General features: G+C 64.6%; 11 protein-coding genes and 1 pseudogene. 2 read left to right on the top strand and 10 right to left on the bottom strand.

What is annotated here, in order from left to right; genetic code table 11:
* Window positions 1-23 precede the first annotated feature (23 nt).
* The 6 genes and pseudogenes from A39O_RS0117545 to A39O_RS0117525 form a co-directional block, all read right to left on the bottom strand.
* The gene (locus A39O_RS0117545) at window positions 24-1,451 is read right to left on the bottom strand and encodes a saccharopine dehydrogenase C-terminal domain-containing protein (RefSeq protein WP_020505975.1); all 1,428 of its coding nucleotides are present in this window, start codon (window positions 1,449-1,451) and stop codon (window positions 24-26) included.
* Window positions 1,452-1,488: 37 nt separating this feature from the next.
* The gene (locus tag A39O_RS0117540; protein WP_020505974.1) at window positions 1,489-1,782 is read right to left on the bottom strand and encodes a hypothetical protein; all 294 of its coding nucleotides are present in this window, start codon (window positions 1,780-1,782) and stop codon (window positions 1,489-1,491) included.
* 240 nt (window positions 1,783-2,022) lie between these two features.
* Window positions 2,023-2,418 (bottom strand): DNA-binding transcriptional response regulator, encoded by a 396-nt coding sequence (locus tag A39O_RS41785; protein WP_020505973.1) that lies wholly within the window; start codon window positions 2,416-2,418, stop codon window positions 2,023-2,025.
* 190 nt (window positions 2,419-2,608) lie between these two features.
* Entirely contained in the window at window positions 2,609-3,718 is a 1,110-nt protein-coding gene (locus A39O_RS42220) for a HAMP domain-containing protein (RefSeq protein ID WP_083924747.1), read from the bottom strand.
* Between the two features lie 16 nt (window positions 3,719-3,734).
* Window positions 3,735-4,034, bottom strand: a pseudogene (locus A39O_RS43605) (PhnD/SsuA/transferrin family substrate-binding protein); the annotation flags it as partial.
* A 268-nt stretch (window positions 4,035-4,302) separates the two neighbouring features.
* On the bottom strand, window positions 4,303-4,752 hold the full coding sequence (locus tag A39O_RS0117525) for a hypothetical protein (protein ID WP_245561922.1): 450 nt from the start codon (window positions 4,750-4,752) through the stop codon (window positions 4,303-4,305).
* A 74-nt stretch (window positions 4,753-4,826) separates the two neighbouring features.
* On the opposite strand from A39O_RS0117525, the gene A39O_RS0117520 reads away from it, so the two are divergent.
* Together A39O_RS0117520 and pta are read left to right on the top strand one after the other, a co-directional pair.
* Window positions 4,827-5,252, top strand: a complete 426-nt coding sequence (locus A39O_RS0117520; RefSeq protein ID WP_020505970.1) for a MarR family winged helix-turn-helix transcriptional regulator — start codon at window positions 4,827-4,829, stop codon at window positions 5,250-5,252.
* Between the two features lie 266 nt (window positions 5,253-5,518).
* A complete protein-coding gene (pta, locus tag A39O_RS0117515) occupies window positions 5,519-7,570 on the top strand; it encodes a phosphate acetyltransferase (protein ID WP_020505969.1) in 2,052 nt (683 codons plus the stop codon).
* A 217-nt stretch (window positions 7,571-7,787) separates the two neighbouring features.
* Here the strand turns inward: pta and A39O_RS0117510 are convergent, their stop codons facing one another.
* The 4 genes from A39O_RS0117510 to malZ all read right to left on the bottom strand — a co-directional run bounded on the left by A39O_RS0117510 (window position 7,788) and on the right by malZ (window position 14,433).
* Window positions 7,788-11,207 carry an HAD-IC family P-type ATPase gene (locus tag A39O_RS0117510; RefSeq protein WP_245561921.1) on the bottom strand — a complete coding sequence of 1,140 codons (3,420 nt, stop codon included), beginning with the start codon at window positions 11,205-11,207 and terminating at the stop codon, window positions 7,788-7,790.
* Between the two features lie 50 nt (window positions 11,208-11,257).
* Entirely contained in the window at window positions 11,258-11,401 is a 144-nt protein-coding gene (locus A39O_RS0117505) for an entericidin A/B family lipoprotein (protein WP_020505967.1), read from the bottom strand.
* A 904-nt stretch (window positions 11,402-12,305) separates the two neighbouring features.
* Window positions 12,306-12,428, bottom strand: a complete 123-nt coding sequence (locus A39O_RS43185) for a c-type cytochrome (protein ID WP_020505966.1) — start codon at window positions 12,426-12,428, stop codon at window positions 12,306-12,308.
* A 136-nt stretch (window positions 12,429-12,564) separates the two neighbouring features.
* The gene (gene malZ / locus A39O_RS33970; RefSeq protein WP_020505965.1) at window positions 12,565-14,433 is read right to left on the bottom strand and encodes a maltodextrin glucosidase; all 1,869 of its coding nucleotides are present in this window, start codon (window positions 14,431-14,433) and stop codon (window positions 12,565-12,567) included.
* Between the last annotated feature and the right edge of the window lie 162 nt (window positions 14,434-14,595).

Genomic DNA, 14,595 nt, shown 5'->3' with positions numbered 1-14,595 from the left:
ATCAGTCACACCAGGCCCACCCATCAAGCAACCAAGACATTCTTGAATTGCCAGGGGTCCTCAAGATCGACATCCTCCTGGAACAGGACGCAGCGGTCCTGCAAGGGTGTCCAGTCACTATAGACGCCCACCAGCTCACCGAGATAGGGCGTGGCAACATTCAGCACCTCACGAAAGTCCATTTCATCGGGGTCGACGATCCCGGCCCGCGGATGGTTCAACGCCCAGACGACACCGCCCAGCACGCCGGCGGTCGTTTGCAGGCTGGTGGCAGTATTGTGCGGACAGAGCGCGCGGGCCTGCGCGATGGTCAGCCGGGAGCCGTACCAATAGGCGCCACGGGCGTGACCCAGCAGCAGCACCCCGAGTTCGTCCATGCCGGAACTGATATCAGCAGCGCCCAGCACGCGCTGCTGCGCTTGCATCCGCCAGTTGCGCCCCGCCAGTTCGTGCAGCGACATGACGGCATCATCACAGGGGTGATAGGCGTAATGCACGGTGGGCCGATACAGCAGCCGACCGCCGTCGCTGACCGTGAGATATTCAGCGATCGAGAGCCACTCCTCGTGCGTGATCAGAAAGCCGTGGTAAGGCCCTTCGAGGGGTGTCCAACTGCGCACCCGGGTGGCGGCACCGGGCTGCTCCATCCAGATCGCGGCCCCCCGGTATCCGGCGTGGCGCCGGGCCATGGCGGGCCAGTGCCGCTCATGACTGCCCCAGCCCAGTTCGGCCGGCTGACAGCTTTCGCCGACAAAGCCCTCGACCGACCAGGTGTTGACGAACTCCCCCCGCATCTTGCGCTGAAGGGCACACTGGGTGTCGCGCTCCGCGATGTGGATCGTGCACACACCCAGCCGCTGCGCCAGTGCGGCCCAGTGCGCGCGATCACGCGGCGCCTCGGCGGCGGGCAGCAGGTCGCGCGCCAGATCGAGCAGCGCCTGCTTGACAAAGAGGGACACCAGTCCGGGGTTGACCCCGTGGGCCAGGACCGCGGTGGGGCCGGTGTTGCCGACGCCGCGCAAGGACCGGGCGGCGACCCGCAGTACATAGTTCGAACGCTCCTCCGGGTCCAGCGAAGCGTCGAAATGACCACCGGCCCAGGGACCGATGCAGGCGTCGAGATAGCCGCAGTCATGTTCCTTGCACCAGGCAATCAGGTCGATGCTGCCGACGTTGACCGACAGGTTGAGCAGGAAATCGCCGGCACCCAGAGCGTCCGCCAGAATCCGCCGATAGTTCTCGCGCGTGACGGGCTGATCCACGACCGCGACCCCCTGACTGGTCGCGATCCCGGCACCGCTCACCCCGGCCGCAATGATGGTTATCTGGTCCGGCCGCAGACCGAGATGACGCAGCAGCAGCGGCAGCACACCCTGGCCGATACAACCGAAGCCAAGCATCAACAACCGTCCATCGAACCTGGCCCATTGCGCATCATGCGCCGTTTTCATCGCATCGCCCTCCGGTTCGCACCCTGAACAGCGATGCCTACCGTGGACTGGCGGCCGGCACTGCGCTGTCCCTGTCAGCCCTCGCCCGGTCCTCGGCAGCGTGCGCCTGCTTGACAGCCTGCGCGGCCTCCGCCTCCGCCTTGTCGCGGGCCAGCATGTTGGCTTGGGTACGATTCGCATGAAATTTATCGTCCGCGGCAGTGGCCTCGTCCATCTTCATGCGTTTGTACTCTTGGGCGGCGGCCGCCTCGTCCGTGGCGGTCTGGGCGCAGAGTGCGCTGGACAGGCAGAGCGTCATGGCCGCGGCGAAGGGGACGATTAGATGCTTCATTGACACTTGTGTTTCTCCAGGGATCAGGCAGAAATTGCCTTAGATCGGTGTGACAAGTATAGCCTTCGCACGATGATCGAAACCGCCGCGCACGCACCCTCAAACCGGCACGGACACCTGCTCGGGCAGACGCATCCCGCCCGCGCGAATGCTGTTGAATCAACTGGTATTCGATGGAGGTCAACTTGGTCGGTTTATTGAGGATTTCGGCCGGCACCGCGATCTTACCGATGTCGTGGATCATCCCGCCGAAGTAGAGCCCTTCGTCCGCACCAGCAGGTGTTGACCCACCTCGACCAGGTCACGGCAAACCGCTTGCAGTAGATCGTCCTCGGAGCAGGCCCGGACCAGATCCTGATTGCAGGCCGAGATCGTGCGCAGCGTCCGGTTCAAACGGCGGATGTGCTCCTCGCTCGCGCCGAGGGCCGCCTGCGCGAGCGCGCGCTGGGCGATGACCCGTTGCTCCTCCAGAGCACGCTGCACCGCGGCGGGAAGACGGGCCAAGCGATCCTTGAGGATGTAATCAGTCGCACCCTGTTTGATGCTCTCCACCGCCAGTTCCTCGCCCATCGCACCGGTGACGAAGATGAAGGGGACGGTCGGCGCCCGCTCGCGACACAAGCCAGGGCGCGCCATCCGTCGAACTTAGGCAGGTGATAGTCCGCCAGAATCAGGTCCGGCTGGAAGTCGACCAGGGCCGCGGCCAAGGCCTCCTCGGTCTCCACCCGCAAGCCGATGACGGCGATCCCCGCCTGCCGCAGCATTCGTTGGTTCAGTTCCGCATCCGCCAGGCAGTCCTCCACCTGCAAGAGTCGCAATGGCTCACTCATGACGCCGGCTCGACCCCCGGCGGAACCCGATTGATCAGCATCCAATACAGCCCCAAGTCCGCCACGGTCCGGGCAAATTCGTCAAAGGCCACCGGCTTGGCAACGAAGCTGTTGACGCCCAACTGGTAGGTGGCGACCAGATCGCGCCCCTCCTTGTCAAGGCGCGGGGCATAATCCTCCCGCAAGATCGCGGCGAAACCGTCGATCGCGCGCAACGGGGCGCGCAGATCGTGCGATACGGAATAACTGAAACCTTCCAAGTCGGCGTTGGCGGCCTCCAACTCGGCGGTACGGTGGTTCAGGGCGGTCGTGCGTTCCGCCACCAGGTCCTCCAGATGGTCGCGGTAGCGCCGCACCTCCTGCTCAGCCCGGCGGCGCTCCTCGATCTCCTGGCCCAACCGATCGATTGAAGTATAGGACTCGCGCAAGCGGCGCGTCATGCCGTTGAAGACGACCGCCAGGCGGTCAAGCTCATCACCGCGCCCCACCGGGATCTCGTGAGTGAGTTCGCCGTCTTCGACCCGACGCATCCCCAGGGCCAGGCGATCCAGACCCCGGATCAGACGCCGGCTGACCCAGGTCAACAGGGCAATGCTCAGCACCGTCAGCGCGCCCAAGGCGATCAGCACGAGGGCGTCGACCTGCCGCTGAATCGCGATGACCTCCCGGTCCTGGAGCGCGGCGAGCCGGCGTGCCTTGAAGCGGAGATCCTGCACCTTGACCAGCAAGGCCCCCGCCACCTGCTCGCGACTGACGGCCGAGCCACTCAGCAAGACGGCCTGCAACCGCTCCAGATCCCGCTGGCCGCGCCGCAGCGACTGCACCAGCGCCCGCTCCGCGGGTCGAGCAAAGTCAGCGGCGGCCAACACCGCGGCCAGGGACACCTGATACTTGGTCAGTTGGTCCGACACCCGAGCCCCGCCGAACAGCAGGTATTCCTGCGTCAAGGCGTTCAGCTCCGAGAGGTCGCGGACGATGGACTCGGCCTGCACGGCCCGCGCGCGGGTCCGCTCCACCTGCCCCCAGGACACCCAGAGAGCGACAGCGACCATCAGCCCGAACAGCGCGGGCAGCGCGGATGTTGGGCTCCCAATGGGCCGCCGCATCGACCGTTCCCGCCAGAAAGGCCGCGCCGACCTCCTCGGCAGGCAGATAGACCTCGGTCACGTCGCCTGGTGTCAGCCCGTTCGCCGCGAGGAACATGTCCAGAAAATAATGGGCGGACGTGGCCGACGCGACGGCGATGCGCCGTCCGCGCAGGTCTTGGGACGACACAATGTCGCGGTCACGACGCACGACGATGCGCTCATAGTCACCCGAGGTCGAAATCGCCGCCAGGATGCGAAAGTCACTGCGACGCAGTGCCTGGTACACCACCGGGGGAACGGCGGCAGCCGCAAGTGCGCAGCCGCCGTCCAGCATCGCCTGAAGCGCCTGAAAACCGCTCGGGTAATGCCGCAACACCACCCCGCAAGGCCGACGTCATCGTAGTCGCCGACGCCGCGCTGTCACAGGGCCGGATGACGCCTGGCTGCCGGTTCGCGAACGAGAATTGCCGCGTGGTCGGAGTCGTGACCTAGGCCCGCCGCGGACCCTGCACAAGGCCTCGACGGTTGAAGCGGCGGAGCAAAGAGGCGGGAGCTGGGGGGATGATCCTGGTCTCCCGCCTCGGGTGGCGCGTTCTCCGGGCTCAGGTGATCTGGTGAGCGCGCGAGCGCGCGCGTAGACCATCGCGCAGATTCAGACCGAGCAACGCGATATTGACGGCACCGGCGATCAGTTCGAGCGCCTGAACGCCAAAGAACAGTCCGTCGAACTCGCCCGACTGGGACTTGAAGGACAGAAAGAGCGCGCTCGGGACCAAGATCAGCAATCCGTTTGCGGCAATGATGGGCATGCGTCGACGCTTGCGCTCGATCAGCGGCCCGGCGCGATGGCGCGCCAGCGCAAGGCCGGACCCGCCGGTCGCCGCGAGGGCCGGAATCAGGAGCAGAAATCCCCACGGGATGGCGGTCTTGACGGCGACGATGGTGGCCGTATCGCTGAACGCTTCGGCGAGGATCGTGGCCATCCAGAAGGTCAGGATGGTGAGTAGCGCGAGAGCGCCGGCGAAGGGGTGGATGCGGTTCAGCATCGGCATGATGGTCTCCGGGTAATAAAGATAGCATACTATACAATATTGCATACCAAGCTATGCAAGTGCTATTCAGGGGTATGAGCTTCAGCAAAGACGACTCGGCGGGCTATCTCGCCAACCATCTGGCACGGCTGTTCGCGCGCGCACTGCAGGCGCGCATCAAGCCGCTCGGCCTGAGCACCGGAACCTTTCCGGCGCTGTTGGTGCTGTGGGAGGGCGACGGCCTGACCCAGCGCGAGCTGATCGAGCGCCTGGACATCGAGCAGCCCACCATGGCCAACACCCTGACGCGCATGGAGCGCGACGGGCTGATCCAGCGCCGCCAGGACCCCACCGACGGACGCGCGCAGCGTATCTGGCTGACTGAACAGGCGCGCGCACTCGAAGGCGTGGCGACGGCGGCGGCCGAGGCGGTGAACGCCCAGGCGCTGGCGGGGCTCGCGGCGGAGGAGCGCGTGGTCTTCCTCGGACTGATCCGCAAGGTCATCGCTGGTCTGCAATGACCGCCTTGGGCAGGATTTGAGCGGGCCTTGGGCCGGCGGCGTGCCGATCAACCAGACCTGACCAACACGCCAGGTCGTGTGATATGGGTGTTCAACGCGATCACCGGATGTCGAGGCGGGTTTCAAACCCGCCCCCTACACCAAGGCCGTGTCCGGATATCAGGTACGAAGGCGATAAACAACGACGCACACGGCAGCCGACTCGTTACACTCAAGTCTGGCAGGAAGGGCATCCGTAACATTGGCCGCAATCGAGACTTGATCCTATGAATTCCAGCTTCACGCAGATTTTCCTTGTGACACCGGTTCGGCAGGGCGTGGGGCTGACGTCAGCGGCGCTTGGCATCGTGCGCGCACTGCAGCGACTCGGCGTGGAGGTCGGATTCGTCAAACCGATCGCCCAGGAACCAGAAGACAACTCGGATCACTTCGCCAGGGAGATCTTTCAGATCCCGGTACCCGCGGCGCTTGCGCTGGCGGATTCGGCAGAACGGATCGCCGCCAACCAGACCAGCCAATTGCTCGAGGACGTGGTGGCCCTGTGCATGAACGCGAGCACGGGTGTCGGCGTTCTCGTCGTGGAGGGATTGCACACTGACGCGGAGCACCCCTTTGCATCCCAACTGAATGTCGATCTGGCGCGCAGCCTCAAGGCCGAGGTCGTCCTGGTCGCCGACGCCTCACTGCCGCAAGCCGTCACCGAATCACGCCTGGCGGCCAGTCAGTTCGCAAACGAGGACTGCCGCGTGGCCGGGGTCATCTTCAACAAGGCCCCCAAGCGTTTCGACCCGGTGTTGGCCCAGAACAAGCTGGGCCAAGTCCGCATCTGGGGTGTGGTTCCGGAAAACCCCATCCTGCGCGCACCGCGGACCCTGGACATCGCGCAGCACCTGAAGGCCGACCTGGTCTGGCGGGGCGAACTCGACACCCGCCGTGTCACCGAGTTCGTCACCGCCGCGCGGTCCGTCGCCGAAGTGATCCCGCGACTGCGTCCAGGGGTGCTGGTGATCACCTCCGGTGACCGGGACGACGTGATTCTGGCTTGCGCGCTGGCGGCCAGCCGCGGCATCGAACTCGCCGGAATCTTGCTCACCCACGCCAGCGCGATTGCCCCGCGGGTCATGGAATTCGCAGGCCCCGCACTGACGTCCGGGCTGCCGATCCTGGGCTCCGACGATGACAGTTATGGAACAGCGCGCCAGGTCAGCCATATTCCACGAACAGTCCCCAAGGATGACATCGCGCGTATGAACACCGTGCTCGATTGCGTGGCCGAGCATCTGGACGCCGAGACGATTTCAGCCGCCTTTCACCTGCGGGAAAATACCAAACTCTCCCCGCCGGCCTTTCGTTATCAACTCATTCAGAAGGCCCGTGCCGCGCAAAAACGCATCGTCCTGCCGGAGGGGGAAGAGCCCCGCACCCTGCGCGCCGCCGCGATCTGCGAGGCGAAGGGAATTGCCCACTGCGTGCTGCTGGGCAAGCGTGAAGCCATTGAGATGGTCGCGGCTGCCCAGGGCATCACCCTGCCGGCCGGTCTCGAAATCCTGGATCCCGACGCCATCCGCGCCAACTATGTCGATGCCATGGTGACGCTGCGCAAGGCCAAAGGCCTGACGCCGACCCAAGCGCTCGAACAGCTTGAAGATGTCGTCGTGGTGGGCACGATGATGCTCGCGGTCGGCGATGTGGACGGTCTGGTTTCAGGCGCGGTCCACACCACTGCCAACACGGTGCGTCCGGCCATGCAGTTGATCAAGACCGCGCCCGGTGCGTCGATTGTCTCATCGGTCTTTTTCATGCTCATGCCGGACCAGGTGCTGGTGTATGGCGACTGCGCCATCAATCCGGACCCCACCGCGGACCAGTTGGCCGAGATCGCCCAGCAGAGCGCTGACAGTGCCGCCGCATTCGGCATCACACCCAAGGTAGCGATGATCAGCTACAGCACCGGTTTGTCGGGAACCGGCGATGACGTGAACAAGGTGCGGATGGCCACCGAAATCGCCCATGCGAAATACCCGGATCTGGTGCTCGATGGCCCGTTGCAATACGACGCGGCCTCAACCGCCGACGTGGGGCGGCAGAAAGCGCCGGGCAGCCCGGTGGCCGGGCAGGCGACCGTCTTCATCTTTCCCGACCTGAACACCGGCAATACCACCTACAAAGCGGTACAGCGCAGTGCCAACGTCGTCTCGGTCGGTCCGATGCTGCAAGGATTGCGCAAACCCGTCAATGATCTGTCGCGCGGCGCCCTCGTGGATGACATCGTCTTCACGATTGCCCTGACGGCAATTCAGGCACAACAGACGCCGTAAGCAACGGATAAGCAACGACTACCATCGTTGTCGTAATCGTTGTCGTTGTCGTAATCGAACAAGCGATTCAGGGGCTTCGGTGGACTGCGCTATCGCTTGTCCACCCTACGGCCGGAACGATGATCAAGGCCATCGCGGGCATCATACCCTCGATTACGACAACGACAACGACCGAGACGCCAGAGACACTCCCGAATGGACTTGTCCAGCTCATCCTTCATCGCGGATGGGACGCCTCGAGATAATTCAACTCATGACGACTCGAGGGTTCGCCACTAGCGGGCAGACGCGTGATCAATCGACCGGTCGGACGCGGACTCGGCTTGGGCCTGAGCCACCGGACCACCGCCTTCTCACTCTCGATCAACAGAAAGATACCGATGCCGACGCCGGTCGGCAGCAGCCAGTCACGCGCCGCCAGGGGGGCGGTGTGGAACCAGAGGTTCATAACCGGCACATAGACGAACAGGCCTTGCAGCAGGATGAGCACCCCGACCGCAATCCAGACCGCCGGATTGGTAAACCACAGGCGCGGCCGCAGGCTCGATTCGTACAGTGAGCGGCAATTGAACAGGAAGCCGACCTGCCCCAGCACCAGGGTATTGACGGCCATGGTCTGCGCTTGAGCAACCGCCAAGCCCTGCCCGCGCTCGAAGAGGAAGACGGCGATGGTCGCCCCGCCGATCAGCAGCGACACCAGGCCGACGCGCCACAGCAGCAGGCGTTCGAGGATGGGCGCATCCGGACGCCGCGGCGGGCGCAGCATCAGCCCGGCCTCCGCGGGTTCGAAGACGAGCGCAAGCGACAGGGTCACCGCGACCACCATATTCACCCAGAGGATCTGGACAGGCGCGAGCGGCAGGGCAAAACCGAACAACACCGCAACCAGGATGACCAGTGCCTGGGCGCCGTTGGTCGGCAGCAGGAAGAAGATCGATTTACGCAGGTTGTCATAGATGGTGCGACCCTGTTCCACCGCGTGCTCGATCGAGGCGAAGTTGTCGTCGGCCAGCACGATCGCGGCCGCCTCCTTGGTCGCCTCGGTGCCCTTGATGCCCATGGCCACGCCCACGTCGGCACGCTTGATGGCGGGCGCATCGTTCACCCCGTCGCCGGTCATGGCCACGACCTCGCCGTTGGCCTGCAGCGCCTGCACCAGACGCAGCTTGTGCTTTGGGCTGGTCCGGGCGAAGACATCGTAGTTCTGCACGATCTGGCGCAAGGTCGCGTCGTCGGCAGCCTCCAGTTCGGCCCCGGTCACCGCCCGGCGGCCATCCCCGATTCCCATCTCCCGACCGATGGCGATCGCGGTACCAGGATGGTCTCCGGTGATCATCTTGACGCGAATGCCGGCCTGCCGGAAAGCGGCGATGGCCGCGACCGCTTCCGGACGCGGCGGGTCGACGATACCGACCAGACCCAGGAAGACCAGACCCCCAGCGAGATCGGCGGGCGTCAGCTCGGTCTTGCCGTCCGCGGGCGTGCCCGCAGCGGCAGCCAGCACCCGCAGTCCCTGGGCGCCGAGCGCATCGACCTGACGGGCCCAGAAGTCGCGGTCCAGCGGCTCGCCGCCGCCATCGGCGGCACGCTGACCGGCACAACGCTCCAACAGCGGGCCAGGCGCGCCTTTCACGAGAATCCGCAACCCCGTCCGCGGCACCTGATGGAGTGTGGCCATGAGCTTGGACGTCGAATCGAAGGGAATGACCGCCAGACGCCTGGCTTTACCGGGCGCGAAACCGGCCTTGCGCGCCAGGGTGCAGAGCGCGCCCTCGGTCGGCTCGCCAACGACTTTCCAGCGGCCGTCCTCCTCGGTGATCCCGGCATCGTTACAGAGCGCCATCACCTCGACCAACGCCAGGAGGTCCGGGGTCTCGGCGAGCGCGACCGCGTGCCCCCCGTGCCGGACCAGACCGTCCGGGGCATAGCCGCCCCCCGACACCTGGTACTGGGCGACGCGGGTGACGACATGCCGCACCTTCATCTCGTTGCGGGTCAGGGTGCCGGTCTTGTCCGTGCAGATCACGGTCACCGATCCCAGGGTTTCCACCGCCGGGAGGCGACGGGTGATGGCATTACGGCGCGCCATCCGCTGCACCCCCAGCGCCAGCGTGATCGTCAGGATGGCCGGCAGACCCTCCGGGATGGCGGCGACGGCGAAACCGATCGCGGCCATGACGAGCTCGCCCAGCGGCAACTCGTGAATCCACCATCCGATCAGAAACATGCCCGCCGCCATGGCGACGATCACGAACGACAGCACGCGGCCGAAAGCGGCCATCTGCCGGGTCAGCGGGGTGGAGAGGGTCTCCACCTCCGCGATCATCCGGCCGATCCGCCCTAACTCGGTGTGCGGCCCGGTGCCTGTGACGACTCCGGACCCGGAGCCGGCCGCGACCAGCGTGCCCGCATAAGCCAGGCCGCGCCGGTCGCCGATGCCGGCCGACAGGTCCACCGGGTCGGTGTCCTTGTCGGCGGGCATCGACTCGCCGGTCAGGGCGGACTCGTCGATACGCAGACCGGCGGCCTCGCTCAGGCGCAGGTCGGCGGGCACCCGGTCACCGGCGACCAGCCGCACGCTGTCACCCGGCACCAGGTCGGCCGCGTCGAGTTGGATCCACTGGCCGTCGCGCCGACACCGGGCACGCAACGCAAGCAGCGTGCGGATTCCCGCCAACGCCTGCTCGGCCCTGCCATCCTGAATGAACCCGATAACGGCATTGATGAGCGTGACCGCGAGAATCACCCCCGTATCGACCCACTGCCCCAACAGTGCCGTCGCCAGTGCGCCAACGAGCAGAATGTAGATGAGGCTATCATTGAAATGCTTGAAGAAGCGCTTGATCGGCCCATCCCGGGGCGCGGCTTGCAGCCGATTGGAACCGACCGCAGCCAGGCGTTTGGCCGCCTCGGCGTCGGAGAGGCCTTCGGGCCGACTGTGCAGGGCCTTGAAGACCTCGGCAAAGGGCAGCGCATGCGGCGCGCCGACGCCAAGCCCGGCGAGCGGGGCCGCCGGCTCGCGCGCAAAGGCGCGGGCGTCGTGGAAATCGAAGCGATAGAGCAGCAGGAGTGCGATCAGCACCCCACCCAGAAACCAGTCCGGCCCGATCAGCCACAGCACGAAGGGGACGGCCAGGATGAACACCCGCGTGCCTCGGTTGTAGTAATCGCCGGCGCGATCCAGCGTATCGGCAATGGGTTGGGCCGGGGGACCGTTGAAGAACCCGTCCGGCAGATTGATAACGAAGCCGGCTTGGTTGTAGTAGCGCAAGGCCAACAGGAACTGCATGAATCCGGCAAAAAAGAGTGCTGCGAGCAGTAACAGCTTGACGCGCACGATGTCCACATTGCTCGGCATCCAGCTCAGCGCCTGCGATGGATCCGCCACATCGAGCCCGCCGAACGTCACGCTGATGATCCCCAGGCCGATCAGGATGCAGGTCGACGCAAACAAGGTTGTGGACATCACCCAGTTGCGCAACGTCTCGATCGCCAGCGCGTCCTTACTGCCGGCACGCACACTCTCTATCCAGGCCCGACGCAGCCGATTGGATCGGCCCTGATGCGTGCACTCGGGATGCCGGCGGGAGACGCCGCGCGAATAGAGCATGTAGCCGATCAGGAGCGCAACGCACAAGGCGTCGAGGCCCCAGATCCAAGGCAGCCTCGCGAGCTCGGAGAGCGATATCACATCTTGCTCTTGACGTGTTCAGCCGAATTGCTGACGGCCTGGCCGCCCCGTTGGATATCCTTGCCGGCACCCGCCATGGTATTGCAGCCGAGCAACCCGACGATCGTGATCAGACATATCAGAGTGAGGAGCTTTCTCATAACCCTTACCTTTTATTTCAGTCAGTGGTACATCTGGTGCCGGCGCGCCATCCGCCATCTTCAGGAAAGCGCCGGATGACGCGCCATCACTCCGGTTTCGGTCGACACGCGGTGCCGGCTGTCGATGACTCCTCCAATCCCTGTTCGACGCGGCCTTTGACTTGTTCTTTGTTCATGTGAATCTCCTGCTGCTGCATTGAGCCGTGACCAGTCTGGTCATGACCCGAACGTGGAGTGTCTGTCTCCATCGCTACAGCGACACTCTACACAACAGACTGAACCGGCTCAGTACGGTAGCGCACACTGACATCCAGATTTGGCCTTAGCCTAGGGGCGGGTGTTATACCTGTCGTTGTTGGTTTCTCGTTTATCGCTTTTCGTAACCCGATGCTTGATAAAAATTAACCAAAAACGAAAACAGAAAACCCAAGACCGTTCCGTATATGGCGTTCGGACGTGATAACCGGACGTAGGGGCGGGTTTCAAACCCGCCCCTACTACACGAAGGTCTGTCTGGATATCAGGTGCGAACGCTATAAACCCGCTCCTAGGTCCGGATATCGCGTTCGACGCCGATCGTTGGGCAGGCTCGCCTTGGTCGTCTATCGCCGTCGCTCGCTATTTGTGTGCCAGCGTACCGACGACCCCCGTCATGTGTCTTTAGACTGATGATCAAGGTTGCGATACGGCGCGATGACGCGCGTCCGCCCTGAGTCCGCTGATTGCCAAGATGCTACCTGGGCACCTTGTGCCCTAATATCTTGCGTTCCCTTTCACTTGCGTGATGCAAACTATGCGGTAGCCAAGGCCAAGTGCGAGGCGCTGACGAGCCCCGAAAGCGATCGTTGCGCACAAGAAGCCAAGACGAAATACGGCATGGAATCGACGGGTTGGGCAGGGATCGTTATTTGAGCGCCGCGAGCCAGTCGGCGATGGCCCGCATCTCCGCTTCACTCACCACGTTCACCACCGGGCGCATGGCCGCGCTCTGACGGTTGTGGCGCACCCCGCTCTTGATGTCGAGCATCTGGGCATAAGCATAGCGGGATGCTCCCTGGCGGTGGCCACGCGGGCAGATCTTGCCAGGAAATCCGGGCTCCGTGGCCTTTCCCGGTCGTGTTGGTATGCAGTGATCGCACCGAAAACGCACGACCGGTCGCGGCTCAACCAGGCACGTCACTCAATTGCCCCCGCAACAACAATGCCTCCTTGCCCCCCAGATCAACACTCAAAATATCCCCGCCCAATCCCCAAGGGCACTCACCAACCAGGACCGCAAGCCGCGCGGCACAGCCCGGCAATACCGCCAGCGGGATACGCACCCCGGACCGCGGATCGGCCGCGCGGTTGAGGATCAGCAGGACCACCTCGTCCTCCAGTATCCGCGCGCAGGCGAACAGGTCGCCGTCCGCCAGCAAGGTCTGATAGGCGCCGCGACGCAGCGCCGGATGGGCACGGCGGATGCCGGCCAGCGTCCGCACCCAGGTGCGCAGGTCCTGATCCCAGTGTTTCGGATCCCAATCGAAACAGGCCCGGTTGTAGGGATCGTTGCCGCCGGTCATGCCGATCTCGTCACCGTAATAGATGCAGGGCACGCCGGGATAGGTGAAGAGGAGCAGGAGCGCGAGACGCATCAGACCGCGGTCTTCACCGATCAGGGTCAGAAAGCGCGCGGTGTCGTGCGAGCCGAGCAGGTTGAACTGGCACAGTTGATTGGCATAGGGGATGCGCGAGCGGGCGTCGTTGAGCCATTGATCGAAATCGGCGGCGTCCAGGGTGATCGGGTGATAGTTCACATCCTGGCCGGCCAGAAAGGCGCGTACCGGGTGGGAGAAGCCGTAATAGTTCATGGCCGCGTCCTCCTGGTCGCCCTGGAGCCAGCGGGTCGCCTCGCCGAAGTGTTCACCGAGCACATAGGCACGCGGACTTTCATCCTTGATCGCCAGCCGTAAGGCGCGCAGGACCCGGTCGTTATGTCGCGCCCCGGTGCCCTCCCCCATCATGTGGGCGACATCGATCCGCCAGCCATCCACACAGTACGGCGGGCGCAGCCAGTGACGGGCAATGGCGTGCTCGCCGTCGATCAGATAGGCGCGCACCTGCGGATCGCCGAGGTCGAGTACCGGAAGAACCTTGGACCCCTGCCAGCAGTGATAGCTGTCGGGGTCGGCCGCATCATGGAAGGTGTAGGCGGCGCGGTAGGGTGCCGCCACATCCTGATAAGCCCCCTTGTCCGGATGCGTTCCCCAGCGATTGAACCAGGGGTGGGTATCCGAGGTGTGATTGAAAACCGCATCCAGCAGGATGCGGATGCCGCGACCCGTGGCGGCGGCACGCAGATCCGCCAGGGCCGCATCGCCGCCCAGATAGGGGTCGACGTGCGCGAAGTCCTCGGTGTCGTACTTGTGCACGCTCGGCGAGGTGAAGATCGGATTCAGATAGATGGCGGTGACGCCGAGGTCCTGCAAATAGTCCAACGACTGGCGCACCCCGATCAGGTCACCGCCATAGAACTCGCTGTTGGGGTGCTGTGGGTCGATCGGCTCGCCCCAGGCCTTAGCCCGGATCGGGCCGTCTTCACGCAGCACATAGGCGCCGGACCGGGGACTCACCGCCGGATCGCCATTGCGAAAACGCTCCGGAAAGATCTGGTAGAACACCTGATCGGGCACCCAGTCCGGCGGCGACTCCTCGGTGTTGACGCGGAAGAAGCGCTCGCCCAGCGGCATGCGCGGGCTGATGCCGGCCGCGTCCAGCCAGCACTGGCGGTCTGCCCACAGGGCCTTGAAGGCATAGACGGTGACCGCCGCGGCCGGGTTGGGGATGAGTTCGGCCGTGTAGACCCGATAGCGGCCGTATTCCGCGATCAGGTCCATGGGGACCAGACGCTCCTCATTGTCCGGCTCACTGCGCAAAAAGACCGCGGTCGGCGCGTCCGCGGCGTCCATCCGCAGTTGCACCCCATAGTGCCCGGTGGCCCGCCGCTCGAAGAAAGGCGCAACCTGATGATGGATCATGGTGGGCTCGAGCATGGTTCATCCTGATAGAGGCGTCGAACGCGATAAGGAATGATTCGATCATTTCTCGTTTCTCGTTCCCACGCTCCAGCGTGGGAATGCCGTCCTGCCGCTCCAGCGGCCACAGTGGCGCTACGCGACGCCGGAGCGTCGCAACTTGCTCCCACGCTGGAGCGT

The sequence above is a fragment of the Lamprocystis purpurea DSM 4197 genome (genome assembly GCF_000379525.1).
In the GTDB taxonomy this organism is placed as follows: Bacteria; Pseudomonadota; Gammaproteobacteria; order Chromatiales; family Chromatiaceae; genus Thiodictyon; species Thiodictyon purpureum.
This window is presented reverse-complemented; position numbering and strand designations above follow the sequence as displayed.

What these genes read in the sequence shown, in the direction of transcription:
- A39O_RS0117520 (WP_020505970.1), top strand. Translation starts at nt 4,827, where the DNA reads ATGAGCTTCAGCAAAGACGACTCGGCGGGCTATCTCGCCAACCATCTG.
- A39O_RS0117525 (WP_245561922.1), bottom strand. Translation starts at nt 4,752, where the DNA reads ATGCCGATGCTGAACCGCATCCACCCCTTCGCCGGCGCTCTCGCGCTA.
- A39O_RS0117545 (WP_020505975.1), bottom strand. Translation starts at nt 1,451, where the DNA reads ATGAAAACGGCGCATGATGCGCAATGGGCCAGGTTCGATGGACGGTTG.
- A39O_RS41785 (WP_020505973.1), bottom strand. Translation starts at nt 2,418, where the DNA reads ATGGCGCGCCCTGGCTTGTGTCGCGAGCGGGCGCCGACCGTCCCCTTC.
- A39O_RS43185 (WP_020505966.1), bottom strand. Translation starts at nt 12,428, where the DNA reads ATGCTCGACATCAAGAGCGGGGTGCGCCACAACCGTCAGAGCGCGGCC.
- A39O_RS0117505 (WP_020505967.1), bottom strand. Translation starts at nt 11,401, where the DNA reads ATGAGAAAGCTCCTCACTCTGATATGTCTGATCACGATCGTCGGGTTG.
- malZ (WP_020505965.1), bottom strand. Translation starts at nt 14,433, where the DNA reads ATGCTCGAGCCCACCATGATCCATCATCAGGTTGCGCCTTTCTTCGAG.
- pta (WP_020505969.1), top strand. Translation starts at nt 5,519, where the DNA reads ATGAATTCCAGCTTCACGCAGATTTTCCTTGTGACACCGGTTCGGCAG.
- A39O_RS0117540 (WP_020505974.1), bottom strand. Translation starts at nt 1,782, where the DNA reads ATGAAGCATCTAATCGTCCCCTTCGCCGCGGCCATGACGCTCTGCCTG.
- A39O_RS42220 (WP_083924747.1), bottom strand. Translation starts at nt 3,718, where the DNA reads ATGCGGCGGCCCATTGGGAGCCCAACATCCGCGCTGCCCGCGCTGTTC.